Origin of the sequence: Streptomyces sp. LMG1-1-1.1 (assembly GCF_040815545.1) — a bacterium.
Classification (GTDB): Bacteria; Actinomycetota; Actinomycetes; order Streptomycetales; family Streptomycetaceae; genus Streptomyces.
The window spans coordinates 74235-100105 of sequence record NZ_JBFPNH010000035.1 but is presented as its reverse complement, the minus strand read 5'-3'; the positions used below and the strand labels follow the sequence as shown (position 1 = coordinate 100105).

Sequence of the window (25871 nt, the reverse complement as noted above, 5' to 3'; positions counted from 1 at the left end):
CAGATATAACGCGCCCTTCGCCCGCTGATCCCGACGCACCAACGGCGCGAACACCTCCGCCGCGAACTCCTCCACCCGGCCCCGCACCGCAGCAAGCTCCCCAGCCCTCATACAGCCAGCGAACTACCACCCACCCACCACGACAAGACCACCTAACAAAGCACTACTAGTCTCGCTCCATGGACGTGCTCAGCGATGTGATCACCGTGGCGCGGACCGGCCGGCCCCGGTCGGCGTACGTGCGGTGGCATGCCCCGTGGGGCCAGCGGTTCGCCGCCGTACCGGGCTCGGCAGGGTTCCAGGTGGTCCTGGAAGGTTCCTGCTGGCTGCTGCCCCATGACGGGGCGCCCCTCCGGCTGGACGCTGGTGACGTGCTGTTCCTCCCCCACGGGAGCGGGCACACCCTGGCCGACCATTTCGAGTCTGAGGTGGACGCCCCGACGTGCGCCCCCAACGACCTCGAGCTGACCGAGTCCTACGCGTCGGACACCGTCGACCCGACCGGCCGGAACGGACCGGTCACGGTCGTGCTCTGCGGCGCCTACCGACTCGACCCGTCCCAGGCCCACCCGTTCCTGCTGACCCTGCCGGAACTGATCCACCTCCCGGCCGACCCCACCCGCTATCCCGAACTCGACGCGGCTGTACGACTCCTGGCCGCCGAGGTCGGCAACCCACGCCTGGGCACGAGCGCGACCGTCCCCGCGCTCCTGGACACGCTTTTGATGTACATCCTCCGCATCTGGCTGGCTCGACAGCCCCAGGCCGAGCGTGCCACCGGATGGGCCGCGGCACTCAACGACCCCGCGCTCACCGCCGCCCTTCACGCCATCCACCGCGCCCCCGCGGAGCCGTGGACCGTGGCGAAGCTCGCCGCGGAAGCGGGTCTCTCCCGCGCGGCGTTCGCCCGGCGCTTCTCCGCCCTGACCGGTCAACCGCCCCTCGCCTACCTGACGTGGTGGCGGATGACCACGGCGGCCCGTCTCCTGCGTGCGACGGATGCGCCCCTGCGGGCCATCGCGACGCAGGTGGGCTACACCTCCGAGTTCGCCTTCGCCAACGCCTTCAAGCGGACCCACGGACGAGCCCCCGGCACGTACCGTCGGAAGGACTGAACGGGCGACGGGAAGGCCGAGCCCCTGCGGGCCCGTGCGCGACCGGGCACACGCAGGTGCGCGGACTGGGGAGGCATGCGTGTCGGATCACGAGCCACGGGTCGTCTACGGCGAGGCCCCTGATCAGGAGGTGCGCAGCCTGCGCGTACGCCGCTGTCTGCTGCGGACCGCACGAGACGAACCGGTCGCCGAGCTGGAGGCGGTCTCCTTCCGGATGCGGTTCGGGGCCGTGGCAGTGGCCGCGGAAGGCGTCGGCGGTGTGGAGACCCAGCCGGCGTTCCGGCGTCAGGGGCACATGGGCCGCCTCCTGCGGCGGGCCCTGGGCGGCATGGCGCGGAGGGTCGACGTGGCCTTCGTGTCCGAAGGGATCGAGGGGGTGTACGAGCGGTTCGGTTTCGTCGGGGCCGTCGCCGAGGGGCATCTGGTCGTCCCGGTGCGCAACGTCGAACGCGCGGCGGGAGCGGATCCGGACGCGGCCGACCCCGGCATCCGCAGTGCCAACCCGGCCGATCTGCCCGCGATGGTCGGCCTGTACAACACCGCGCACGCCCAGCGGCCCTGGACCCACGAGCGGCACCTGGGCTGGAACCGGCTCGTCCCCCAGACCACCTGGAAGCCGGGCTCGCACACGCTGGTCCTGCGGACCGGTCGCACGATCGCCGGATACGCCGTCCTGGAGGGCCGGGCCTTCGGCGACCCCTTGGGCACGCTGACCGTGGACGAGCTGGTGGCCGAGGACGCCCCCGCGACCCGCCGGTTACTCGCGGCTGTCGCCCGGCTGTGCTGGCAGCGTCGGCTGGGCCGCTTCACGGTTCGGGAACCGGCCGACAGCCTCACCGGACGAGTCGCCCGCCACATGGGCTGCGCCTACGAGCAGCTGTTCCCGCCGAGCGGCGGAATGATGGCGGCCGTCCTGAACCGCCCGTCCCTGGTGCGTACGGTCGAACCCGAACTGCGACGCCGGACGGGTGGACAGCGGCCGGACACGGACAGGCTCCTGGCCATCGAGGCGCTGTGCGGCGGCGACCTGTTCCCCGACGACCGCACGCTCATCCGGCTGCTTCTCGGCCACTGGTCGGCCGAGGACGCGTACGTGCACGGCGCGGTGGTCCCCGACCGGTACCGGGACCTCTGTGCGGCCTGGTTCCCCGGGGGCGGCAGCCGGGCACTGCCCGCTCCCTACGCTCACCGTCTGGACCGGTACTGAGGCGTACGTCGTACCCGGTCACCGATCGCGAGACGCCGGGCCGCCACGCGGCCAGTCGGCCAGTCGGCCCCTCAGCCCCTCAGCCCCTCAGCCCCTCAGCCACGCGACGGTGTCACACGGCTGGTCCTCCCGGCCCGTCCGGCAGCGCCGGGTGCGCGCCGACCCGGGCGATGCCCATCTCGTAGGCGAAGACGACCGCTTGGGCTCGGCTGCGGAGGTTCAGCTTGGCCATCAGCCGGTGGAGGTGGGTCTTGACGGTGGAATCGCTGACGCGCAGGTGCTCGGCGATCTCCTCGTTGGCGAGGCCCTGGGCGACGAGTCCGAGCACCTCGATCTCGCGTCCGGTGAGCAGGTTCGTGGCGTCGGTGCCGGGCCTGGTCTCTTGCCGGGGTTGCTGCTGCTCGCGGGTGACGTGCTTCTGGACGAGGCGACGGATGCGGGCCGGGGCGACCAGGAGGTCGGCGGACAGGGTGGCGTTGACGGCGCTGATGAGTTGCTCGGGTGGCATGTCCTTCAGGAGGAAGCCGCTGCAGCCGGCACGCAGGGCCGCGTACACGAACTCGTCCTCGTCGAAGGTGGTGAGGACGACGATGCGCGGGGTCGGGTCGAGGCCGAGGGCGAGGATGCGTTCGGCGGCGGCGAGGCCGTTGAGGCGGGGCATGTTGATGTCCATGAGGATCAGGTCGGGGCGGTGCTCGCGGGCCGCGGCGACGGCCTCCTCGCCGTCCGCCGCCTCCACGATCGGGCCCAGTCCGTCCACCGTGCGCAGCAGTGTGACGATGCCGGAGCGGATGAGGTGCTGGTCGTCCACCACCAGGATGCGGGCCACGGCGCTCCTCGGCCTTGGGTGTTGCTCACGTCATGGTCAGCCGCTGGTCCGATCCCGACCCAGGGTGACGTCCTCCTCCGGGGAGACATCCTGCTCCAGCGGGAGGCGGAGACACACCTGGAATCCGCCCCCTGGGCGTGGTGCGGCGGTCAGCGAGCCGTGCCAAATCTTCGCTCTTTCCCGCATTCCGATCAAGCCGTGCCCGGATCCGTGGACGTCGACGCCCCTTCTCGGGGCGCCATGCGGGGCCGCCGCCGAGGCCGGATCCGGCGTCCCCTCGTCCAGGACGGTCACACGCAGCTCCCCGTCCCGGTAGTCGACGGTGACGTCGGCGGCGTGCGCCGCGGAGTGTTTGACGACGTTGGCGAGTGCTGCCTCGACGACGCGGTAGGCGCACAGTTCGACTCCCGGGTGCAGCGGGCGTCGCCTGCCGGTGAAACGGACCGCGACGCGCAGCCCTGTCGCTTCCAGGTGTTCGGCGAGCGCGGGGATGCGGTCGATGTCGGCGCGCAGGTCGTCGGGGATCGGAGCCCACGGGTCCGTAGGGACGGACAGGCCTGTAGGGACGGACAGGCCTGTAGGGACGGACGGCTCCGTAGAGACGGATAGGCCTGCGGGGGCGGACGGGTCCGTAGGGACGGGCAGGCCTGTGGGGACGGGTGGGTCCCTTGGGGTGGACTGGTCCTCGGTGGCGCTCGGGTTCCCTGAACCTGACGGCGTGTACGGGTTTCCCGAACCGGCCCCGTACGCGCTCCCCGTACTCGTCGCGTCACCCGGATCGTACGTACGCAGGACGATCAGGAGGCGCCGCAGGTCGTCCAGGGTCTCCCGTCCGGCCGTGGCGGCGACGCCGAGGGCTTGATGGGCGGCTGCGGGGTCGGAGTGGAAGGTGTACTGGGCGAGGCCCGTCTGCAGGGTGACGATGGTCATGCGCTGGGAGATCGTGTCGTGCAGCTCGCGCGCGATCCGGAAGCGTTCTTCGAGCATGGCCCGCCGGGCCTCTTGGCGCTGCTGCTCGTCGAGGAGGAGGGTGAGTCGCCGCAACTCGGTGTTGCGCCGACCGAGTCGGCGCCACGCGAGTCCGAAGGCGCAGGCCACCGCTGGAACGAGCAACGCCTGCACGACCGTCACGGGCCAGGGCAGCCGGCCGCGCACACCGCTGAGGGCGGTGACCGCGGCGACCAGCACCACACCGCACGCGGCGATGCCGCGCCATTCCCGCGCGGCGACGATTCGGACGTGGTAGAAGACGGTCCCCAACTGGTCTTCCCTCAGGGTGAGTCGAACACGGTCACCGGCCTCCCCGGTGACAGGCCCCGCGTGTGTCGCCCGGCGGCTGCGACCACCGGCGCAGATACGCGCCGTTCGCCGCCGGTCATGGCCGGCGGCAGCGCACCCCCGTCGCCCGCTGCCGCCGGCCCCGCACCGTCGACGGCCCCCGTGCACGTCGACCCGTACCGAGCCTCAGCGCGGCGTGGCCGAGTGCGCCCCTGCCCGGTGCGCCGGCCGGCGGTTCGACCCGGGCTTCGCACCCTCGCCTACCTCGTCCGGCCGGTACGCCGACAGTAGAAGAGGGCGAACGCCGCGGGCATCCGGCAGCGGTCCGACACCTCCGTCGACTTCCGGAGTCGCAGGCCAGGCCGAGGTCAACCAGAGCGGCACCGAGACCGCGTGGCGGGCCGACGGCCGTCAACCTGGGGGTTACGGCGCGAGGTGGAGGAACCACGGGGATACGACAGAAGTCGGTGGGGAAGTTCAACCCCGTGTGGGACGTCAGGCCCCGCCGAGGACCGTATCTTCTGAGGTCACGACGTCCCGGAGGGCCACCGGCACCACGTCCGGCGGCAACCGTGGCGTGTCATCGACGCTCCGCTCGCAGCGACCTGACGGAGCGTCACCGAAGCCGGCGACGCGTTCCGCATCAGGGAGCTGCCGCCATGCATTCGTACACGGGGGAACCACCATGCGCACCACACGCGAAACCCTGAAGACCTGTGCCGTGGGAGCCGCGGCCATCGCCGCGCTGCTCTCGACCTCCGCCTGTGGCCCCGACGACGGGGCCGAAGGCGCGAAGACCCCGCCGTCCGCCGGCGCGAGCGCGAGCCCGACGACCGCGCACCCGACGACGGCGAGCCCGTCCAAGACACCCACCGGCTCGACCGCCTCCGCAACTCCGGGCAGCGGCGCCGGTGGTTCGCAGGGGGCGGGCAACGGGTCCGGGAAGTCCGGCGGTTCGGATGCCTCGGGAGGTGACGGAGGAGGCGACGTGGGAGGCGACGGTGTCCCCGGCACCCCGTGCACCGACGACACCTTCACGATCACCGCGTCGACCTCCCCGCACGACTCGCTCCAGCACGTGCTCCTCACCGCCACCAACACCGGCGACGAGCCCTGCGTCCTGGGCGGCTATCCCGCCGTGGTCTTCGAGGACGCCCGTCACGAGGCCACCGTCATGAAGTCCCAGTTGGAGGAGTTCCTGGTCCAGCCCGGCAAGAAGGCGTACGCGGGCGTCCGGCTCTTTCGGGTCGGCGCACCCACGACCGCGGTGAAGCGGATGGGTGTCAGCCTCTCCCCTGAGGGCTACGAGCAGAACGTCCCGCTGCCCGGCGGCGTCGGCTTCGTCAACATCGACGACGACCCCAAGGTCACGTACTGGACCGGCAGCGAGGACCTCGCCGTGAAGCAGTCGCTCGCCGAGTGACCTTCCCCGGCCTCGGGCGCCCGTACGACCCGAGGCCGCGAGAGACCCGCCTCGGCGGTGCTGACAGGGGCCGGTCAGGCGGACCCTTCCACGGAGCCCACCGCCGAGGCGGGCACCTCTGCCCGTGGCCGCACCCGCATGTGCAGGTCGCGGAGTTCGAGGGTCACCGCCGCGGCGAGGCGGCCTCGGTGGCCCGACACATGCTCCAGGCGCCATCGCGCGGCGATGGTCGCGAGGGCCAGAGTGGCCTCGACCATGCTGAACGAGTCACCGATGCACTTGCGCGCGCCCGCTGCGAACGGCAGGAAGGCGTGACGTGGCGGCTGGGGGTGCGCGGCCGACCAGCGATCGGGGGCGAACGTCTCGGGGTCGTGGTGGAGGTCGGACCGGTGGTGGATGAGGTAGGGGCTGTAGGCGACGCTCGTGCCGGCCGGTAGCCGGTACCCGCCGAGGTCCGTGTCGGCCGTGACCACACGGGTGAAGAACCAGCCCGGCGGTCGCAGCCGCAGGGTTTCGTTGATGACGCGCTCGGTCAGCTGCAGACGCGACAGGTCGTCGTACGTGGCCGGCGCGCCGCCCAACGCGTCGACCTCCTCGTACACCTGCCGCTCGACCTCGGGGTGGCGGGCCACCAGGTCCAGCGCCGAGGACAGCGTGGCGGCGGTGCTCTCGATACCGGCGAGGACGAAAGAGACGATCGTGTCGCTGATCTCCGCGCTGGTCATGCCGGGGCGGTCGTCCTCGGGGTCGTGCGCCGCCACCAGGGCCGAGAGCAGGTCTCCGTAGTCGGCGCCGTCAGCGCGGCGCGCGGCGATGATCCGTTCGACGGTGCCGTGCAGCCGGGCGCGGGCGGCGAGGTGGGCCCGATTGCCGGGGGTGGGCAGCCGATCCAGCGGCGGGATCAGGAACATGCGCTGGTAGAGGCTCTTGACCACCGTGGTCACGTCCTCGACCAGCCGCCCGTGCGCCGTCGCGGGCAGCGCGTCGGAGAACAACGTCGCGGTGATGATCCTGGAGCTGACCCTCATCATCTCCGCGGGCACGTCGAGCACCTGCCCGGGGCTCCAGGACTCGGCCGCCTCCTGGACGCAGGTGGTCATCGCCCGCGCGTAGTCCGGCATCCGCGCCTGGTGGAACGCGGGCTGGGACAGCCGCCTGAGCCGGCGATGCGCCTGATGCCGGCACGACACGACGCCGTCGCCGATCACCTCCCGCAAACGGTCGTACAGCGGACCGCCCTTGTCGAAGACGCGGTCGTCCAGCAGCGCTCGTCGGGTCAGTTCCGGATCGCAGATCACGATCATCGCGAGCGGGCCGAGCCGGATACGCACCAGATCACCGAAGGCGGGCAGCGCGTTCAAGAACGCCAGCGGATCCCGCAGCAGCGGCACGACGTGCCCGACAAGCGGCAGCGCACGGGGAGCGGTAGGGATCGAGCGGAAATCCTTCATGACGCGGTACGGCTCCTCTTGATGGGCCCCGTTGTCAGGCGACCCCTACCGAGAGTCCGTCCTGGTGGTGCTCCGGCAGCTGGGTAGGCCGCCAGACCGCCGAGTCGGGGCCGCCTCGGCCATGTCCCCACGCGTCGTATCTAGCGCAGCCCCACGACGCCATCCGCGTCCGGTCCGGAAAGGGGCAGGTCAGCGGCTGTCAGCCGGATGGCCTTCCGGTTGACGGCCGACGACTGACCGCTGACCGCTGACCGCTGACGACTGAGGGCTGACGGCTTCGCCGAGCGCGGCAATGGTTCGGGGTAGGTCAGGGCCGCCTACGTCGGCGTTTCGGCCACGCACCTGCCGGACGACGGCCCTCGTGCCGCAAGGGTCGGTGCACCCGGCACGAACGTGCCTTCGCTCCGTCTCGGGGTCGCACGCTCCGTCTGGGCTTCGCACGGCGTCCGAAAAACGTGTGTTCGACGGGCCTGTTCGTGTCGTTGAGCCTTCTGACACCCCGAACCAGCTCCCGCTTGGAGAACGCCGTGTACCCCCTTCCCGACCGTCTCACCTCGCCCACTCCTACGCCCGCTCCCACTCCCGCCGGGGCTCTCCGGCGGCCCCGCGCGGCTCACGTCGGCCCCGCTCCGAGGCCTCGTCGGGGCCGTCGGGGCGTCGGCGCGTTCCGTTCAGCACGTCCGGATACGGGGTGGGGGGCATGAAGGCGACCACGGAAGGCAAGACGTCGCAGCCAGCCGGAGCGGGGGCCGAATCGGCCTCCGAGCGGCTGCTGTTCGGGGGGCGGCTCGACTACGACAAGGGGTGGAGCCAGTACCGCGGGACCTGGGTGAAGCTCGGCATGTGGAGCATGGCCGTGAGCTTTCCCCGGCAGGTGGCCGTGGCCGTGCGGCTGGCGAGGCAGGCCGACCGGAGGGCCCTGTACACGGTGGCGGTCAGCGAGGTCGGCCGAGGGCTGGCGCAGGCCTTCACGCTGGTGGCGGTGAACACGCTGCTGGCCGAGCTGCTGGCGACGGGGGCTTTGGCCGACCGGTTGCGGGCGTCGATGCCGGCGCTGGTGGTCGTGTCGGTGATGTCGGTGCTTTCCTCGCTGCTGAAGTCGGCGTCGACCGCGTCGACGGGCGTACTGGAACCGAAGGTGCAGCGGGTCGCCACCGAGCGGTACCTGGGGCTTGTCGCCAAGGTGGAGATGGACGCGATCGAGGACGACGCGTTCCACAAGCTCATGGACTCGGCGCAGTGGGGCGCCGACGGGGCCCGGCGGATGGTGGGCTACTGCACGGCTGTGGTCTCCTCGGCGATCTCGCTCGTCGCGGCCGCGGGCGTACTGACGGTGCTGCACTGGGCTCTGCTGCCCCTGCTCGTGGCGATGGCGCTGCCGAGCGCGTGGGGGTCGCTGACGGTGGCGCGGGCGCGGTACACGAGCTGGCACCGGTTCGTCCAGCACGCGCGCGCCGCGCAACTGATCAGCCAGCTGCTCATCGATCAGCGGGCGGCCGGGGAGGTCAGGGTCCATGACGTGGGCCCGTTCCTGCTCGAGCACTTCCGGGGGATGGCGGAGACGAGCGAGCGGGAGCAGACACGGCTCGCGTGGGTGGCGGCCCGTACGGGTCTGCTGGCGGACGGGGCTCGTGGTGTGGCCACGGTGGCCGCGTACGGAGTGCTGGGGCTGCTGCTGTGGAACGGGCAGATGGCGCTCGCGGTCGGCGGCACCGCGGTGCTCGCGATCCGGGCCGGTTCGGCGAGCATCACGGACCTGGTGTTGCGGGTGACCGACATCCAGGAGGAGTCGCTGTTCGTCGCCGACCTGGAGCGGCTGTGCGTCGAGGCTGAGCGGCGGGCCATCCCGGAGACGGGCGTGGACGTGCCGGAGGACTTCGACGCGATCCGCTTCGAGAAGGTCGGCTTCACCTATCACGGTGCCGAAGGGCCGTCCCTGCGCGAGGTGGACCTGGTCATCCCGCGTGGCAGGACCGTCGCTCTGGTGGGCAAGAACGGATCGGGCAAATCCACTGTCTCGAAGCTCCTGTGCGGCCTGCACCTGCCGGCCGAGGGGCGCGTCATGTGGGGCGACGTCAGTGCCGCCGACGCGTGCCGGGCTCGGATCTTCACCCGGGTCGCGTTGGTCGCTCAGGACTTCCAGAGATGGCCGTTCACCGCCCGGGTCAACATCGGCATCGGCCGCAGCAGCGTCGCCATGGACGACGCGACCATCACGGCCGCCGCCGCGTACGCCGGCGCCGACGAGGTCGTCGACGGGCTCCCGCGCGGTCTGAGCACTCTCCTGGCCCGCGGCTACCGGGGCGGACAGGAGCTCTCCGGCGGACAGTGGCAGCGGATCGGCCTGGCGCGTGGGAAGGCCCGCGAGGGGCAGGTGCTGATCGTCGACGAGCCGACCAGCGCCCTCGACCCGGCCGCAGAGCAACGCGTCTTCGACCAGATCCATCGGCTGGCCGGGACCGGCCAGACCACCGTCCTGATCACCCACCGCCTCCACAGCGTGCGCCACGCCGACCTGATCTACGTACTCGACGAGGGCCGCGTCATCGAGCACGGCACGTTCGCCCAGCTCATGGACCCCGCCACGAGCCCGGGGGCGTTCAGGGAAGCGTACGAGCTGCAGGCCCGCCAGTTCACGGCCCCGTCGGTGCCGGCTCAGGGCGCCCCGGCGAAGGGCGCGTCGGTCGAGGCCGGCGGCCTCCTCGGGGAAGGGGAGGTGCCGTCATGACGCCCGTCTCCCCCGAGTCACGGATCTCCTTGGTCACGCTCCTCCTCGCCGCGGACTTCGCCGTCCTGCCCACTTCCGTCGTGGCGGGCCCGGCCGGTACCGACACACGGAACTACATCGCCAGGACCGAGTCGGGCCATCACTGGTTCGTGAAGACGTACACGCCCGACACCGACCTGGCGAAGGCGGAGGACGCCGCCGCCCTCAGCGAGCACGCGCGCGTGTGCGGGGTTCCGGTCGCCCCCGCCCTGTACACGGCGAACGGCAACCGCCTCATCGCCAGGCACCCGTGGTTGGCGATGTCCGTGACCAGGTTCATCCCCGATGCCGTCACGGCGGACGGGCGGCTCACCGGTCGCCGGTGGGAAGCGGTCGGCGAGGCCGTCGGGCGCCTGCACCGCGGCTTCGCCCGGCACGGGTTCGGCCCTCCGCTGCTCGGCCCGAGGGACAGGTCCGTCGACCTCGCCCGGAGCAAGGCCCGGCTGGAAGGACTCCTGTCCTGGTACGAGGCGGCTCCACCGGCCACCGCGTTCGAACGGTGGGCCGTTGCCACGACCCACGAGAAACTCGCGCGACTGCCGGAGGTGGAGCGGCTCCTGGAGAAGGTCCCGCGGGCGATGGTGTCGCAGCTGGTACACGGCGACCTGTCGGGCCCGAACGTGCTGCTCAAAGACGACGCCGTCGCCGCCCTCATCGACTTCCACCCGCCCGTACGACGGTCCCCCGTCTGGGAACTGGGCCGCCTGGCACTCGACCCCCGCACCGTGCTCACCCAGCCGGACTGGCCCGACGGTCTGGGCCGGCTCGCCGCCGGCTACCACCACCGCCACCCGACCGTCGGTGCGGAGGAGCTCGTGAGCCTGGTGCGGTTGACCGCCGCCGCCCTGGCGTCGTCCGTGTACCCGCTCAACACCGTCGCCTCCGGGCTCGGGCCCGACACTCCGTCCCTGGAGGCGTACGCGCGATCCCGTCACCAGGCGGCGGCAGTACTGCGCGAGCGGCTGGACGAGGCTGAGGAGACCTTGCGTGACCGCCTCGGTTAGGTGTTCCGCGCCCGCGCCACCCCTTGGTCTCCCGACGGCCGCCCCCACTGCCGGCGGTGTCGCATGCCCCTCCGCCCAGCCCTTCGACCGCCGCGCCGCCCCATGGTCTCCCGACGGCCGCCCCCACTGCCGGCGGTGTCGCATGCCCCTCCGCCCAGCCCTTCGACCGCCGCGCCGCCCCTTGGCTCTCCGACGACCGCCCCATCCGAGCGTCCACCATCGACCTTCGTGAGGTTCTGACGTGCCTCCTTCCCCCGCACCCATCCGCGACTTGGTCGCCACCTACCTCGACCGGAACCCCGGCGAACGAGACGGCCTGGCCGCTTTGGTCGCCGCCCTAGACGTTGCCTCGGACACCACCTCGGGTGCCGTCGCGGGTGCCGCCCTCGACGCCGCCGCGGGTGCGACTGTGGACGCCGCCGGCGATCCGAGCAGCCGCGCCACCCTCCCCGGACACATCACCTGTAGCGCCGTCGTGATCGACCCCGACGGGCGTGTCCTGCACGTGCGGCACAGAGGCACCGGGCTGCTGCTCGCGCCGGGCGGGCACGTCGAAGCCACCGATGAAACCCTTCTGGCCGCGTGCGTGCGGGAACTCCAAGAGGAGGCCGGGATCCCGGCCGGCGCCCTCGCCCTCACCCAGGGCTTCCGGGAGGCTCCGATCGACATCGACTTCCACACCATCGACGCCGCCCCCTCCAGAGGCGAGCCGGCGCACCAGCACTACGACTTCCGCTTCGTGTTCCAGCTCGCGGTCGACGGCGCACCGGAGCTCACGCTCCAGGCCGAGGAGGTCGACGGCGCGGCCTGGCTCCCCTTCGACCAGGTGTCCTCCCCCACCTTGCGGGCCAAACTCGTCGCCTCGGAGCTCGACGGCACCATCCGGCCGGTGAACGCCAGCGCACTCACCCACGACGGCAACGGTCGCTACCTGCTGCACCTCAGGGACGCGGCCGAACACCCCGCGCCCGCCCCCGCACCTTCACTCGCCCCCGGCCACGGCCCCGTCACACGGCCGGGTGTGGTCGCGCCGACGATGGCACCGCCCGGGACCGTGCCGCACATCGTCGGCGTCCACCTCTACCTGGAGCGCGACGGCCACGTCCTCCTGGGCCGCCGCCACCCCGATGCCGCCTACGCGGGTGGGCTCCTGCACACCCTGGCCGGCCACTGCGAGGCCGAATCAGCGACGGCCTGCCTGGTGCGTGAGGCGTACGAGGAAGCCGGGCTGGTGATCGACCCCGCCGACCTCGAACTCGTCCACACGGTCCACCTGGTGGAACCCGGAGGCGTACCGAGGCTCCAGCTCTTCTTCCGCGCCAGCCACTGGGAAGGCGTGCCGGCGATCCGCGAGCCGGACAAGTGCGTCGGCTGGCACTGGTGGAACGCCAAGGACCTGCCCGAGCCGGTCGTCCCCTACACGCGCGCCGCGATCGAAGGCATCCGGGCCGGTCGCCCCTACACCGAGCTGGGGTGGGTGCGTTGACCGACTTCGCCACCGTCGGCACCGCATACGCCGCTCACTCCCGTGCGGCGCGGGGCCGCCTCCGCCACGACCTCGTCGGCCGCCGCCTCCTGAGCGAGCTTCCCGCCGATCCCGTACGAGTCCTGGACGCCGGCTGCGGCGACGGCGAGATGACCCTCAGACTCGCCGCAGCCGGACACCACGTCACCGCTGCCGATCCGTCCGCCGACATGCTCGCCAGGACGGCCCGCCGCGTGACCGCCCGCCCCGAACTCGATCAGCGGGTACGGCTCCTCCAGGCCGGCATCGACGAACTGCCCACCACAGGTGAGCCCTTCGACGCGGTCTGCTGCCACGGCGTACTGATGTATCTGGCCGACACGCCCGGCTCGTTCGCCCGGCTGGCCGCGCTCGTAGGGGCCGGTGGCCTGCTCAGCGTCCTCACGAAGAACAGGTCCGCCATCGGCTTCCGCGAAGCCCTGCGCGGCGACTACCCTGCGGCGCGCCGTCTCATCGAACACGGCGCGGACACGAGCATCGGCAACCTCGGCCTCGTCACGCGAGGAGACACGGCCGACGAACTCGACCGGCTCGCAGCCGAGCATGACCTGACACCTCTGAGCTGGCAGGGCGTCCGGGTGTTCACCGACCACCACGACGACGACTGGGACCCCGCCCCCGGCACGTACGCGCAGGTCCTGGAGACCGAGTGGACCGCGTCGACCCGTGACCCGTACCGGCGACTCGGACGCCTCGTCCACACCCTGGCTCGCCGCGAACCAGCAGGGGCGACGCCGTGACGTGCACGACGCCGGTCACGGGTCGCCACAAGGAATGCCACACAACCAAGCAGCCGACAGGAGCTCCTCATGTCCCAGCAGCGGAACCCGCTTCCTGACCCCGTCGCCGACACCGCGATCCGGGCCGGCTGGCCCGCGGAGTTCGTCCGTCACCGCTCCGGCGACGGCTGCCCCATGTGTGCGAACGACTACACCGCCGACGACATCGGGTGGGGTGTGCTGCTCCGTCGCGGGGAGGTGGCGAACGCCTATCTGTGGCGCAGCGGGCGGGTGCGCGGCTACTGCGTACTCATCCATCGAGGTGGCCCGCACGTAGCCGAGCCCACCGACCTGTCCGAGGCCGAGGCCGCCGCGTACTGGCGCGACACCCTCGCGCTCGGCAGGGCCCTGACAGCCTTCTACGAGCCGGTGAAGATGAACTACTCCACCCTCGGCAACGTCGTCCCTCACCTGCACAGCCACGTCTGCCCCCGGTACGCGGGCGAATCCGATCCGGCTCCGGGCGGACCGCTGCCGTGGGAGTTCCTCGGCGGTGAGCGTCAGGACGAGGCGCAGCTGCTGGCTGACGCCTCCTCGCTACGGCTTCTGCTGGGGGACGCATGAGCGCCTGCGTGCGGGCCTTCCACCGGATGGCCGCGCCGGCCGGGCGTCCGGGCGGCAGCGAGTGAGCGGCGGGCGGCACACCGTACCGGTGGACGTGCACCTGATCGCCGTCCGTGAGGGCCATCAGGGCCCGGAAGTCCTGCTGTCCCGGCGGGCCGGTGACGTCTACGGGGCCGGTCTCTGGCATGCGCCGTCGGGCCACGTGGAGCGGGAGACCGTCGTCGCCGCCGTCGTGCGCGAGACCTGGGAGGAGACCGGTCTCGTCGTGGACCCGGCTGACGTACGTGCGGCCGTCACGGTGCACCACCGGCCGCCCGGCGGGCACGAACGAGTCGGCTTCTTCTTCGAGGCGCGCCACTGGCTGGGCACGCCACGGGTCGTCGAACCGGACAAGTGCGACGCGGTCGGGTGGTTCCCGCTCACCGCTCTGCCCGATCCGATGGTCGCCTACTGCCGGGCCGGACTCGATGCCTACGTGGCCGGTGCGCCGGTCGCCTTGCACTTCCAGGGCCCCGACGACGGGATCGCCTACGCCCCTGACCTCGACTGCCTCCACCTCGTCCCGGCCGCCGGGCCTGCGAAGCGGGGGGCTGAGCCGAAGGACAGGGCGGCACCGGAGCGGGCCCCAGAACGGGACCCGGAACGGGGGCAAGGGCAGGGGCAAGGGCAGGCGCGGGAACAGGAGCAGGGCTCGGAGCCGGCGCCGTACCCGGAGCCGGCGTCCTACCCGCGTCGGGAATCCGCTCCCCCGCCGGCGGTGCGCGCCTTCGCCGAGCGCGCCGTCGGCCGTATCGCCGCGTGGACGGACGTGTCCTGGGCTCGGGAGAACAGCCGTGTATGGCGGGCCGCGGGCACCGGCGGCGGCCTGTGGTTCGTCAAGGTCCACCAGAACCCCAAGTTCCACCGCAGGGAAACGGACGCCCTACGCGGATGGGTACCGGACCTGGGCGGCGCCGGGCCCCGCCTCGTGGCGGCCGACCCCGAGCTCCTGGCGGTCGTGGTGACGCCCGTCGAGGGGCGAGCCCTCCACGGTGCGCTCCTCGCCGCCGCCGAAGAGGCCGAGGTGTTGCGGTCGATCGGCGTGCTCGCCGCCCGTATCCACGCGAGTCCGCTCCCGCCGCAGCCCCGGCCCGATACGCCACCGACCGGTCCGTACGACGGGTTGGAACGCCACCTGGCAGCAGCCCGAACGCTGCTCGAACCGGGAGACGAGGAGTGCGTGCGCTCGGCCGTCGCAGCGGCTCAGGAACTGGCACCACTCGAACCGGTGGTGACCCATGGCGACTTCCAGTACCGCAACCTCCTCCTCGCCACTGACGGCACAGTGCGCTTCATCGACGTCGAGCGCAGCGAACCCCACCCGCGTGTCCGGGACTTCACTCGTCTCGCCGACCGTTTCGACGGCCGACCCGACCTCGCAGAGGTCTTCTTCGCGGGCTACGGTCGCCCGCTCACCGACGCCGAGGAAACCCATCTGGTCGCGGCCACGGCCCTGGACGCGGTCTCGGGCATTGCCTTCGGCACCCGCGTCGGCGACCCGGAGCTCGTCGAGCGCGGCCGCCGCACACTCGCCCGCCTCCGCGCGGGCATCTGCCGACCCTTCTCCAGCCGTCCACACGAGCAGGGCGGCTCCACAGGAGAACCCGACCTCGCGCGTACGACGAGATCCCCTCAGGTCACGGACAGGAGACCCCAATGACCGACACCCTCCCGCCCGACCCGATTCCCACGGGCCAAGGACAGAACTCACCGACGACCGAGTTCCTCCCGCCCGCCGAATACGCGGCGATGCTCCCGAAGGCAACCGTGTTCGGCGCGCTCTTCTTCACTGACATGGACGACTCACCCGTACAACTGCACGCGGTCTACAGCGCCGAGCACCCCTGGCAGCTGCCCGGCGGCACGGCAGAGGCCGGCGAGCGGCCGTGGGAGACCGCGGTGCGAGAGACCCGGGAGGAAACCGGGCTGCTGGTACCCGGCCCACCGCGCCTCCTCGCGGCCGTCTTCGGCCTGCCCAGCGAGTCATGGCCACTCGCGACCGCAGGTTTCGTCTTCGACGGGGGACGGCTCACCGACCGACAGATCGCGAACTTCACGCTCGCCCCCGAGGAACACGACGAGTTGCGCGTCCTCCCCCTGCCGGAGTGGCGGGCCCTCATGCCGGCGCGGGACTTCGCCCGCCTCACCGCCGCGGCCGAGGCTCGCCGAACCGGGGTGGCGGCCTACATCGGCGACTGGGACTGGCCGACCGAGCCGAGCACGCCCACGAACACGGACACGGACACGGACACCAGCGCCGCTGCCCGCACCGGCACCAGCACTGGCACCGGCACCGGCACCGGCACCGGCACCGGCAGCGAGGAGACGGCACGATGAGCACGACCGCATCGGCGGAGGACTGGAGCACGCACTACAGGTCGGGCCGCGACATCATGCCGCTGTCCGGCGCCGAGACGGCCATCGTGAGCGAACGGCTCGCCCCGGGGGCCGGTTCGGGGGAGCCGCGGGCGCTCGACGTCTGCTGCGGAACGGGCGAGGTGGCCCGGATGCTCGCTGACCTGGGTTACGCCGTCGACGCGGTCGACTACGCCCAGGGCGCCATCGACCGAGCGTCAGCCAAGCAGAGCGAGACGACCAGGACGACCGGACCGGCCGGGGCGGCTGGCGCGGCGGCGGCGACCGGACCGGCAGGACTGATCGGGGCGGCCGGACGGGCGGAGCTGACCGGAACGACCGAGCCGACTGGACGCCCCGGACCGTCCGGGCCGACCGGGCCCACCGACGCCACCGACGCCACTGAGGCCACTGAGGCCACTGAGGCCACTGAGGCCACGGTCACGTACCACTGCATCGACGTCGCCTCGGGCGACCTCGGCGCACTCGCGCCCGCTGATGGCTTCGACTTGATCACCATCCGGCGGTCGCTCGCGCACCTGGGCGACCGTACGAGGATCGTCGCGGAGCTCGCGTGCCTGTTGCGGCCCGGTGGGACCCTGTGCGTGATCACTCCCCATGCCGACCGGTTCCCGGACAGCCTCCGCGACATCTGCCTCGACGACTCCGAGATCTCGCTGCTCACCGACGGATGGGAGTACGTGGAACGGCTGGAGGCGGAGGACTGCACGGTCGTGCTGCTGCGGGGGCCCAGCGCGGTCCGGCCGACGGCGTACACGGAGAAGCCGCGGCCGAAGGCAGCGGCGATGGTCGGCGTCGCGGTCGTCGTGACGAACGCGCACGGCGACGTGCTGCTGGGCTGGAACCCCTCCCACGGCTGCTGGGAGCTGCCGGCCGGGAAGGTCGACCCCGGGGACGCCTTCGAGGCGACTGCCGTCCGTGAGCTGGCCGCGGAGACGGGCCTACGCGCCGTCGCTGAGAAGGTGGTGCTGCTGGGGACCCTGTGCGACGACACCCATGGCATGACACGGGTCACGGAGGTTGCGCGGCTCACCGACTTCGAGAGCGAACCACAGCCTCTGGAAGCCCAGTTGATCGCCCGATGGGAGTGGCATACGCCAAGCCACCTACCGGCTCTCCCCCAGCCGCTCTTCACCGCATCCGCACAGGCGCTGAACACCGTGTGGCCCGGTCTGTTGCCCGACCTCCCGCCCGCGCACTTCACTCCACGGCCCGACCCGACCGACCGCGAGCGGCCGCACTTCGGGGAGCCCCCGGCAGCGGTACGGCTGCGTCATCGGCTGGTCGAAGATCTCACCAAGGCCGGCTGGACGAGCTCCCCCACTCTGCGGGCGGCGTTCCGGAACGTACCGCGCCACGCCTTCCTGCCCGAGCACCCCCTGAACCGTGCCTACGCCAACGAAGCCGTCGTGACCGTGACCACCGACGAGGGCACATCCACGAGTTCCGTGTCCCAGCCCGAGATGCAGGCCCTCATGCTCGACCTCGGAGGCCTCCGCACCGGCGCCCACGCCCTGGAGATCGGCGGCGGCGGCTACAACGCCGCCCTCATGGCCGAACTCGTCGGCCCCACCGGCACCGTGACCTGTATCGAGTACGACCCGTACGTCTACCGGCGCACACTCCGCTTCCTCCAGGAAACGGGTTACGCGCACCGCCTCCGGGTCGTGCTCGGTGACGGCGCGCACGGCGCACCCTCCGATCTGGTCCCGTGCGGCGGCTTCGATACGATCCTGGTCACCGTCGCCTCCATCGACCTGCCCCCACCGTGGACCGCACAACTGGCCTCCCACGGACGCCTCGTGGTCCCCCTGCGCCTCGGCGGATACACCCGCTGCGTCGCCTTCGAGAAGCAAGGCCCTCTCCTCCGCTCCGTGCACGTCAGCCCATGCGGGTTCGTGCCGATGCAGGGCCTCGGCCGCTGGGACCACACCCCGGTCCCCCTCGGGCAGAGCGGTTACGGGATCCACTGGGAGGACACTCCTCCCACCCCGGTCGACGCCCTGGAACGCGCGCTCGCAGCCGATCCAGTGGAGCTGTGGACAGGAGTCACCGTGGCCGGAGACGAGCCGTACGACACACTCCAGCTGTGGCTGACCGTCACTCTCCCCGGGTTCTGCCGCCTGACAGGCCATCGCGATACCGGCCCCGTCCGCCTGCCGAAGCACCAGGACGCCGCAGCCATGGTGTCGGGCCGCTCCCTCGCCTGCATGACCCTCCGCCGCATCCAGCACGGCGAGACCGCCGACGAGTCCCTATGGGAATTCGGGGCCCAGGGCTTCGGCCCCGAGGCCAAAGCCCTCGCGGAAACCGTGGCCGCCGCCGTCCACGCCTGGGATCACTACTGCCGTGGCGAGGCCGCTGGACTCCGGGCCGGGGGCCCTGCCTTCCCCCGCCAGGACCCTTACCTACGCTCCGGAAACCACGACGCCCCCACCGAGGGCCATGACGCCCGCCCCCACGTCATGCCCGTGCTGACCGTCCTGCCGGCCGCGCTGCGCGACGACGATGACCATTCCCCTCACGGCTTCATCGACAAAGAACACTCCCGCATCGTCGTCACGTTCCCGAAGACGTCGCCCTGAGCCAGGCGCCGGGGACGGCCGAGTGCAAGGCTCGCAGCCGGCAAGCCAGCACCCACGCCGTCCACGGCCGGATCCCAGCCCCCCTGGCGCACCACGCTCCCGTGAGGGACCACGCGACGCGACCAGGCCACCGCACCACGCGGGAGATGATGGGCACGGAAAGACGAACGACGAGGTCAGGAGCATTCATGGCGAAGCGGGTCCACCAACCCCGTGAGGACGCCGAGTTCGATTTCATCCTGAGGATGAGCGGATCCCCGGTTCTCGCGTACTTCACCGGCACATGGCCCAAGGCCATCGAGCCCAGCCGCACGATGGACCTCGTCGTGGGGGGCATCGCCGACGAGTACGCGGACCGGCTGACGGCCGTCCGCATCGACATCACGCGCTGTCCGGACGCGACCCAGCGATACGGGATCACCGGGGCCCCCTCCTATGTACTGCTGAAGGAAGGCAAGCCGGTGGCCAGTGGGACGGGGCCCGCGAGCACGTCCGAGATCCGGGAACTCCTTGAATCACATCTCTGAGCTTTTCCAGCGCTCCACGTCAGGCGCCCCGAGGAGCAGGGCCCGCATGCCTCGCCCAGCAAACTCATAGCGCGCGTACACGTTCGGTCGCGGGTGGCGCCCTCAAACGTCGGCGTGCCTCGCCTCGGGACGGGCGCGTCACCCGTTCGGCGGACTGGCCGCGCGGGGGGCAGGTGGCGCTCGTAGCGTCGGCACCGGATGAGATACGCCATAGCACCTGGGAGAAGCCGATGACGGATGAGTCGATGGAGAAGCTGGCCACGGAGGCATGGCTCTACGGGTATCCGCTGGTCACGGCGGCCGTGACGAAACGCTCCATGACGGCCGTACCGGCGCGGGACGACGGGCGTCGGAAAGCCCCGGTCAACCAGTTCTGCTACATGCGCTCCACCCCGGATGCCTCCTTCACCGAGGTTGTCTCGCCGAACGCCGACACCCTGTACTCCAGTGCCTGGCTCGATCTGTCCGACCAGCCCCTGGTGCTGGCCCTGCCCGAGTTCGGTGACCGGTTCTGGATGGTCCCCGTCCTGGACGCCTGGTCCGATGTCTGTGCCGTCGTCGGTCGGCGCAAGAACGGCCCGTCCGCCGGCCCGTTCCTGATCGTCGGGCCGTCCTGGTCAGGGGCGACTCCGCCCGGCCTGACCCTGTTGAAGTCGCCCACCGCCGTGAACTGGATCATCGCCCGGTACGCGACCAGCGGCCCGTCGGACTTCCCGGCCGTCAACCGGCTTCAGGACGCCACGCGGCTGATTCCATTGTCGGAATGGACCGGCGACCCCGACGACTACACCCCTCCCACCGACGTCCCCGTCCCCGCCGGGGCCGCCACCACGACGCCGCCGGTCGACCAGGTCCACGCGCTCAGCGGCCGCGACTACTTCACCCTCCTCAACCAGATGATGGTCGACAACCCGCCCGACCCCGCCGACGCACCGATCCTGGGCCGCCTCGGCAAACTCGGCATCGCACCCGGCGCGCGCCTGGACGACCTGTCCGCCGAGGAGCTCGCCGCTCTGGACGCGGGCGCGCGGCGCGGTCCGGAGGCCCTGCGCGATCTGCTCGCCCGTGCGGAGTCCGCGAACGCCGGTGGTTGGACCGTGCACCGCGGCTTGGGGGATTACGGCACCGACTACACCAAGCGCGCGGTCATCACCCGGTACGGGTACGGAGCGAACCTGGACGCCGACGCCCTGTACCCGCACGCCACCACCGACGCCGACGGCCGGACCCTCGACGGTGCCCACACCTACGTGCTGCACTTCGACGCCGGTCAGACCCCGCCCGTCGACGGCTTCTGGTCCCTCACGATGATGAACGAGCGCCAGTTCTTCGCCGACAACCCGCTGAACCGGTACGCGATCGGGGACCGCAGCGGTATGCGGACCAACCCGGACGGCTCCCTGGACATCCACGTGCAGCACGAGAACCCGGGGCCCGACCGCGAACGCAACTGGCTCCCCTCACCCGCGGGCAGCTTCAACGTCTTCCTGCGCCTGTACTGGCCCCAGCCGCCCGCCCTCACCGGCGACTGGACCCCGCCGACGCTGCAGCGCACCAGCTGATTCCTCCAGGCCCTCCCAGGATGCGGCCCTGTGGCAGCGCCGCAGCAGTCCTCCTCCGTCACCCGGTAGAGTCAGGGCGACACAAGAGAAGAGCTCGCATGGACTTCCGCATCCCGCGGCTGCGACGCAAGCTGGCACGCATCCCGTACACGCCCGACCGAAGCCACTCCTTCGGCGAGGAACGGCACCGCTTCCGCCTCGGCCCCCGCCTGCCCGAGGCTCGGGTGGACACCTTTGAAGCCGAGCATGACGTAGAGCTCCCCCGGGCTTATCGAGACTTCCTCACCCACATGGGCGGCAGCGGCGCGTCTCCGTTCTACGGGCTGCTCCCGCTGGAAGACTGCGCCCTCTTCACGATGAAGCCCGCAGTTCCCGGCACAGGAACGAGGTCATTCAGTCGAGCCCATCGACACACGCGTGCCGGTGATCTCTTCCTGCACGTCATCGAACCCGGCTGCACCGATCTCGTCCTCGTGGGCGTGACCGGCCCTCTCACCGGGCGCGTGATCACCGGCAACGTCGACGGCTTCTGGGGCCCGAACGTCTCCTCGGCGCCCGACTTCCTCTCCTGGTACGAACGCTGGCTCGACCACATGGCCGCCGGGCGCGACAACCGAGCCCTGCACCTCACCTCACCGCAGCTCCACGCTCATCCGCGGCAGTACCGTCTCGCTCCGAAGCTCTGACGCTCCGGAGTTCTGCGGACTCACCGGACCTGGCGCAGCGGTGCGAGAGCACCCGAGAAACGTGCCCGAGAGACCGATCGGCCGAGTCCGATTCCGTCTCCCCGACGTCTCCCGACACCTCCCCGTGCCTGTCTCACCCGCGCATCCCCGACGGTGCGGAGCGGCGCAGAACTATCTTGCGCCCGGGAGGCACCTGCACTGGGGTGTCCCCCATGAAGAAGCGAAGTGTTGCGGCATTGACTGCGGCTCTGGCCGTGGCACCCCTTCTGGCGGCGGGTGTGCCGGGGCAGCGTGCGGTGGCGGCTGAACCCGGTACCGGTGGTTCCTCGTCCCGGGTCGAGGCGGGGCTCCTGGAGCGAGTGGACCTGGATACGGTGACGATCCCGGAGTTGCAGGCACGGATGAGGCGCGGGGATCTGACCTCGTCGCAGCTGACCATGGCGTACCTCCAGCGGATCAAGGCTGTCGACCCGACGATCAACGCGGTGCTGCGCACCAGCCCGACGGCCATGAGCCAGGCGGTGGCGAGTGATGTCAGGCATCGCCTCGGGAAGGTGCGTGGCCCGCTCGATGGCATCCCGGTCCTGCTGAAGGACAACGTGAACACGCGTGACATGCCGACGACGGCCGGGTCGCTGGCGTTGGCCGGAAGTCCGCCGGACGCGGACGCGGTGCTGGTGGGGAGATTGCGTGCGGCGGGGGCGGTGATCCTCGGCAAGGCCAACATGTCCGAGTGGGCCAACTTCCGCGCGGCGAAGCCGACGTCGGGTTGGTCGGCGGTGGGTGGTCAGACGCGTAACCCGTATGTTCTGGACCGTAATCCGTGCGGATCGTCCTCCGGTTCGGCTGCGGCGCTCGCGGCGTCGTTGGCGCAGGTCGCGATCGGCACCGAGACGGACGGCTCCATCGTGTGCCCGGCCGGAATGAACGGGGTCGTCGGCCACAAGCCCAGCCTCGGACTGGTCAGCCAGTACGGCGTCGTCCCGATCTCCGCCGATCAGGACACGGCCGGCCCCATGGCACGGAACGTCGTCGACACCGCGATCACCCTCTCCGTGATCAGCGGTCAGGACGCCACGGGCACCGGCGGCACGTTCGCTCTCCCGGAAGCGGTCACGCGCCCCTCCGGTCTCCGGGGCAAGCGGATCGGCCTGTGGCGGCTGCCCTCGCTCGGCGCCGACGTCGACGCCCTGATGACCCGTACCGCCGCACGCCTTCGTGCCGCCGGTGCCGAGGTCGTCGAGGTGACGCCGCCGTACCAGGCGAGGCTCGCCGAACTCGAGTTCCCGGCCCTCCTGAGCGAGTTCCACCGCGACATCGACACCTACCTCTCCTCCCGTAACGGGCCTCGCGACCTCGCCGAGCTGATCGAGTTCAACCGCACGCACTCGGTCGAACAGACCTGCTTCGCCGGCCAGGAGCTGTTCGAACTCGCCCTGGCCGCACCGTCGACCACGGACCCGGGCTACCAAGCCATGCGCGCCGAACTGAACGACCTCTCCAAGCGCTCCATCGACGAGACCATGGCCGCCCACCGCCTGGACGCCATCGCCTCCCCCGCCAACCCGCCCGCCTGGACCACCGACTGCGCTCGCGGCGACAACGACGTGATCCCCTCCTCCACCCCTGCCGCCGTCGCCGGCTACCCCTCCCTCTCCGTCCCCGCCGGCTTCGTAGGCGAACTGCCGGTCGGCCTCCTCCTCATGGCCGGCAACCACCAAGACGCCAAGCTCCTCTCCCTGGGCGCGGCAGTGGAACAGCGCCTGAACGCCTGGCGCGCCCCGAAGTACCTGCCCTCTTTGACGCCCTCCACGACTGACTGACCGGACAGCGTGCGAACGGGGCCGGGCCGCGTCCTCGGTCCGGTCCCGAGCGTGGGACCTGACGCTTGATGGCCCTCTACGCGCTGCCCGTCGCATCCGCCGGCCATGCAGGGCGTCGATGCCCAACGACATCCATGAGCTTTCCGCACCCGCGAGCGGGCACGGATGTGCTCGCGACGCGTGAACTCCCGGTAGGGGTTTCACGCCAGGCACGGCTCACGTCGACGGCCCGGCGGCCGACCTCAGGTCGGCTTGCGCCACACGGAGATGTGCTTCGCGGAGTCCTGGGTGAACGGCGCCCCGTCCCAGTCCGCGACGCGGCGCTCCCTCTCGAGACCGGCGATCCGTGCCATCAGGTCGAGCTCTGCCGGCCAGGCGTAGCGGTGCCGGGAGTCGTCGCGGCGGTAGCGGCCGTCGTCGCCGTCACGGGTGAGGTGGTGCGAGACGAGAATCTGCTCGACCAGGTCGAAGGTGTCGAAGCCGAGATGCTGCTCGGAGACGTCGAACGGCACCGCGACCTGGCCGGGTGGCAGGAACCGCAGCGGCGGCACGCCCAGCTCGATGACGAATCGGCCGCCGGGCGCCAGGTGGCGTGCGGCATTGCGGAAGCACTCGACCTGTTCGTCCTGCGTGAGCAGGTTCGTGATGGTGTTGTAGACGAGATAGACCAGGGAGAACTCGCCGGGGACGACGGTCGTGGCCATGTCCCCGATGACCACCGGAAGTGTGTCCTCGTCGACCTTGCGCCGCAGCACCGCTGCCATGTGCTCGGACAGTTCGATGCCCACGACCGGCACGCCGCGTTGCCGGAGCGGGACGCCCACTCGCCCAGTCCCGATGGCGAACTCCAGCGCCCGGCCGTCTCCGGCGAGCTCCGCGAGGAAGGCGAGTGTCGGTCCGAGAACGGCGTCCGACGAATTCTCGGTCTCCTCGGCGTCGTAGCGATCGGCGGTCTCACGGGTCCACAGCTCACTGCTCGTCACGGCTGGCACTTTGCCGGGTACCGAGCGGCTCTGTCGACGCATTTACCTTCCACGCACGCACTTACTTCCAGTGTGGCGAGATCGACCCGATGTACATCGACGACCCAGGATCGGCACTGGTTCGACCTGGGTGTCGGGCTGGAGTGGGCCGGTGAACGGCTTCAAGAGCGGATCTACGAGATCGACGGTGACGGCGGCGATGGTGACCGGGTCGACGGGCGTGAGGTCGACGGTGAGGATGGCACTGCGGCGCGGCTGACATCCTGAGGTCATGAGATCTGAAGACCAGCCCGTACGTCCCCTGCTGGTAGTCGACGGAGCGAATGTCGTGGGATCGGTGCCCGACGGCTGGTGGCGAGACCGGCGTGGGGCGGCCGAGCGCCTGCGTGACCGGCTTGCCGCAACGGGAGGTCCGGCCACGGGACCGTTCCCGGGACCGTACGAAGTGGTGCTCGTCGTCGAGGGCGGGGCCCGAGGTGTGGCCTCCGTGCCCGGCGTTCGGGTGGAGGAGGCTCCCGGCAGTGGTGACGACACGATCGCCGAGCTGGCTCGGAGCGCGAGCGGCCGCCCTTGTCTCGTCATCACGGCCGACCGCGAGCTTCGCCGGCGGGTGGAGGAGACGGGCGCTCGGTGCATGGGGCCCCGTAGTCTCCCCCAGGCCCCCGCATAGGTCTCGCGGCGCTCAGTGCCGGAACGAGGCGTGCGCTGTCGATCCGTGTGAGCGGAGATCATTCGTTCGTCCCCCGTCTTGAATGGAGAAGCCGCATGCATACCCGCACCACAACCGGGCCGGGCCTTCCCGATGCCGGCGTTCGGCTGCGCCCGGCGACGGCACAGGACGCCGACTTCCTGACTGCGATGCTGCTGGAGGCGTTCAACTGGGATGGGCCGCGATTCACCCGGGACGAGGTCTTGCGGAGCCCGCATCTCGCGCACTACATCACCGGGTGGCCCCGGCCCGGGGACTTCGGCGTGGTGGCCGAGGACGGCGCGGGCACGGCGGTCGGCGCCGTCTGGGCGAGGCGGTTTCCGGCGGACGATCCGGGTTACGGGCACGTGGACCCGGAGGTACCGGAGCTGACGGTGGGGGTCCTGCCGGGGCACCGGGGGCGCGGTGTGGGGAGCGCTCTGTTGGACGCGGTGGTGGACATGGCGTCGCGGCTGGGTGTCGAGCGGCTGAGTCTGAGTGTCGAGGATGGCAGCCGGGCCGTGGGGCTCTACCGCTCGCGAGGGTTCGTCAAGGTCGGGCGGGAGGGGCAGTCGGACACGTTGCTGCTCCGGGTCGGAGGAGAGAGCGGTCCGTAGTCGTCGGGAAGGTGCGGTGCGCCGTTGCCGGCCCCGCCGCCCT

22 protein-coding genes are annotated in these 25871 nt (G+C 71.3%); 18 read left to right on the top strand and 4 right to left on the bottom strand.

The window, feature by feature from the left end; translation table 11 throughout:
* The first annotated feature begins 179 nt into the window (after nucleotides 1-179).
* Together MRBLMG1_RS21345 and MRBLMG1_RS21340 are read left to right on the top strand one after the other, a co-directional pair.
* Nucleotides 180-1115, top strand: a complete 936-nt coding sequence (locus MRBLMG1_RS21345) for an AraC family transcriptional regulator (protein ID WP_367825690.1) — start codon at nucleotides 180-182, stop codon at nucleotides 1113-1115.
* A gap of 79 nt (nucleotides 1116-1194) precedes the next feature.
* Nucleotides 1195-2322, top strand: a complete 1128-nt coding sequence (locus tag MRBLMG1_RS21340) for a GNAT family N-acetyltransferase (protein ID WP_367825689.1) — start codon at nucleotides 1195-1197, stop codon at nucleotides 2320-2322.
* Between the two features lie 112 nt (nucleotides 2323-2434).
* Here MRBLMG1_RS21340 and MRBLMG1_RS21335 read toward each other — a convergent pair whose 3' ends face one another.
* Together MRBLMG1_RS21335 and MRBLMG1_RS21330 are read right to left on the bottom strand one after the other, a co-directional pair.
* A complete protein-coding gene (locus MRBLMG1_RS21335) occupies nucleotides 2435-3151 on the bottom strand; it encodes a response regulator (RefSeq protein ID WP_367825688.1) in 717 nt (238 codons plus the stop codon).
* Nucleotides 3152-3187: 36 nt separating this feature from the next.
* Nucleotides 3188-4411 (bottom strand): sensor histidine kinase, encoded by a 1224-nt coding sequence (locus MRBLMG1_RS21330; protein ID WP_367825687.1) that lies wholly within the window; start codon nucleotides 4409-4411, stop codon nucleotides 3188-3190.
* 703 nt (nucleotides 4412-5114) lie between these two features.
* On the opposite strand from MRBLMG1_RS21330, the gene MRBLMG1_RS21325 reads away from it, so the two are divergent.
* Nucleotides 5115-5852, top strand: a complete 738-nt coding sequence (locus MRBLMG1_RS21325; protein ID WP_367825686.1) for a DUF4232 domain-containing protein — start codon at nucleotides 5115-5117, stop codon at nucleotides 5850-5852.
* A gap of 74 nt (nucleotides 5853-5926) precedes the next feature.
* Here MRBLMG1_RS21325 and MRBLMG1_RS21320 read toward each other — a convergent pair whose 3' ends face one another.
* A complete protein-coding gene (locus tag MRBLMG1_RS21320; RefSeq protein WP_367825685.1) occupies nucleotides 5927-7303 on the bottom strand; it encodes a cytochrome P450 in 1377 nt (458 codons plus the stop codon).
* 700 nt (nucleotides 7304-8003) lie between these two features.
* Between MRBLMG1_RS21320 and MRBLMG1_RS21315 the strand changes: the two genes are divergently transcribed.
* The 12 genes from MRBLMG1_RS21315 to MRBLMG1_RS21260 all read left to right on the top strand — a co-directional run bounded on the left by MRBLMG1_RS21315 (nucleotide 8004) and on the right by MRBLMG1_RS21260 (nucleotide 23540).
* Nucleotides 8004-10031: an ATP-binding cassette domain-containing protein gene (locus tag MRBLMG1_RS21315; RefSeq protein ID WP_367825684.1), complete on the top strand. Its 2028-nt coding sequence runs from the start codon at nucleotides 8004-8006 to the stop codon at nucleotides 10029-10031.
* A complete protein-coding gene (locus MRBLMG1_RS21310) occupies nucleotides 10028-11074 on the top strand; it encodes a phosphotransferase (RefSeq protein ID WP_367825683.1) in 1047 nt (348 codons plus the stop codon). The genes MRBLMG1_RS21315 and MRBLMG1_RS21310 overlap by 4 nt, the downstream gene beginning before the upstream one ends.
* Nucleotides 11075-11315: 241 nt before the next feature.
* The gene (locus MRBLMG1_RS21305; protein ID WP_367825682.1) at nucleotides 11316-12560 is read left to right on the top strand and encodes an NUDIX domain-containing protein; all 1245 of its coding nucleotides are present in this window, start codon (nucleotides 11316-11318) and stop codon (nucleotides 12558-12560) included.
* The gene (locus tag MRBLMG1_RS21300; RefSeq protein ID WP_414721620.1) at nucleotides 12548-13339 is read left to right on the top strand and encodes a class I SAM-dependent methyltransferase; all 792 of its coding nucleotides are present in this window, start codon (nucleotides 12548-12550) and stop codon (nucleotides 13337-13339) included. Before MRBLMG1_RS21305 ends, MRBLMG1_RS21300 begins: the two co-directional genes overlap by 13 nt.
* A 69-nt stretch (nucleotides 13340-13408) precedes the next feature.
* Entirely contained in the window at nucleotides 13409-13942 is a 534-nt protein-coding gene (locus MRBLMG1_RS21295) for an HIT family protein (RefSeq protein ID WP_367825680.1), read from the top strand.
* Nucleotides 13943-14030: 88 nt separating this feature from the next.
* Nucleotides 14031-15641 carry an NUDIX domain-containing protein gene (locus MRBLMG1_RS21290; protein ID WP_367825679.1) on the top strand — a complete coding sequence of 537 codons (1611 nt, stop codon included), beginning with the start codon at nucleotides 14031-14033 and terminating at the stop codon, nucleotides 15639-15641.
* Nucleotides 15638-16318, top strand: coding sequence for an NUDIX domain-containing protein (locus tag MRBLMG1_RS21285; RefSeq protein WP_367825678.1), 681 nt, complete (start codon nucleotides 15638-15640; stop codon nucleotides 16316-16318). Before MRBLMG1_RS21290 ends, MRBLMG1_RS21285 begins: the two co-directional genes overlap by 4 nt.
* On the top strand, nucleotides 16315-18942 hold the full coding sequence (gene fxlM, locus MRBLMG1_RS21280; protein ID WP_367825677.1) for a methyltransferase, FxLD system: 2628 nt from the start codon (nucleotides 16315-16317) through the stop codon (nucleotides 18940-18942). Before MRBLMG1_RS21285 ends, fxlM begins: the two co-directional genes overlap by 4 nt.
* Before the next feature lie 188 nt (nucleotides 18943-19130).
* Nucleotides 19131-19469 carry a thioredoxin family protein gene (locus MRBLMG1_RS21275; RefSeq protein ID WP_367825676.1) on the top strand — a complete coding sequence of 113 codons (339 nt, stop codon included), beginning with the start codon at nucleotides 19131-19133 and terminating at the stop codon, nucleotides 19467-19469.
* Between the two features lie 230 nt (nucleotides 19470-19699).
* Complete coding sequence (locus MRBLMG1_RS21270; protein WP_367825675.1) at nucleotides 19700-21031, top strand: DUF1254 domain-containing protein; 1332 nt, start codon at nucleotides 19700-19702, stop codon at nucleotides 21029-21031.
* 98 nt (nucleotides 21032-21129) lie between these two features.
* Entirely contained in the window at nucleotides 21130-21717 is a 588-nt protein-coding gene (locus MRBLMG1_RS21265; protein WP_367825674.1) for an SMI1/KNR4 family protein, read from the top strand.
* 212 nt (nucleotides 21718-21929) lie between these two features.
* Nucleotides 21930-23540, top strand: coding sequence for an amidase (locus tag MRBLMG1_RS21260; protein ID WP_367825673.1), 1611 nt, complete (start codon nucleotides 21930-21932; stop codon nucleotides 23538-23540).
* Between the two features lie 242 nt (nucleotides 23541-23782).
* On the opposite strand, the gene MRBLMG1_RS21255 is transcribed toward MRBLMG1_RS21260, so the two are convergent.
* On the bottom strand, nucleotides 23783-24523 hold the full coding sequence (locus MRBLMG1_RS21255) for a class I SAM-dependent DNA methyltransferase (RefSeq protein WP_367825672.1): 741 nt from the start codon (nucleotides 24521-24523) through the stop codon (nucleotides 23783-23785).
* A gap of 72 nt (nucleotides 24524-24595) precedes the next feature.
* On the opposite strand from MRBLMG1_RS21255, the gene MRBLMG1_RS21250 reads away from it, so the two are divergent.
* The 3 genes from MRBLMG1_RS21250 to MRBLMG1_RS21240 all read left to right on the top strand — a co-directional run bounded on the left by MRBLMG1_RS21250 (nucleotide 24596) and on the right by MRBLMG1_RS21240 (nucleotide 25828).
* Complete coding sequence (locus MRBLMG1_RS21250; RefSeq protein WP_367825671.1) at nucleotides 24596-24790, top strand: hypothetical protein; 195 nt, start codon at nucleotides 24596-24598, stop codon at nucleotides 24788-24790.
* Nucleotides 24791-24794: 4 nt separating this feature from the next.
* Entirely contained in the window at nucleotides 24795-25193 is a 399-nt protein-coding gene (locus tag MRBLMG1_RS21245) for an NTP pyrophosphohydrolase (RefSeq protein WP_367825670.1), read from the top strand.
* A 95-nt stretch (nucleotides 25194-25288) separates the two neighbouring features.
* Entirely contained in the window at nucleotides 25289-25828 is a 540-nt protein-coding gene (locus MRBLMG1_RS21240; protein ID WP_367825669.1) for a GNAT family N-acetyltransferase, read from the top strand.
* The last annotated feature ends 43 nt before the right edge of the window (nucleotides 25829-25871 follow it).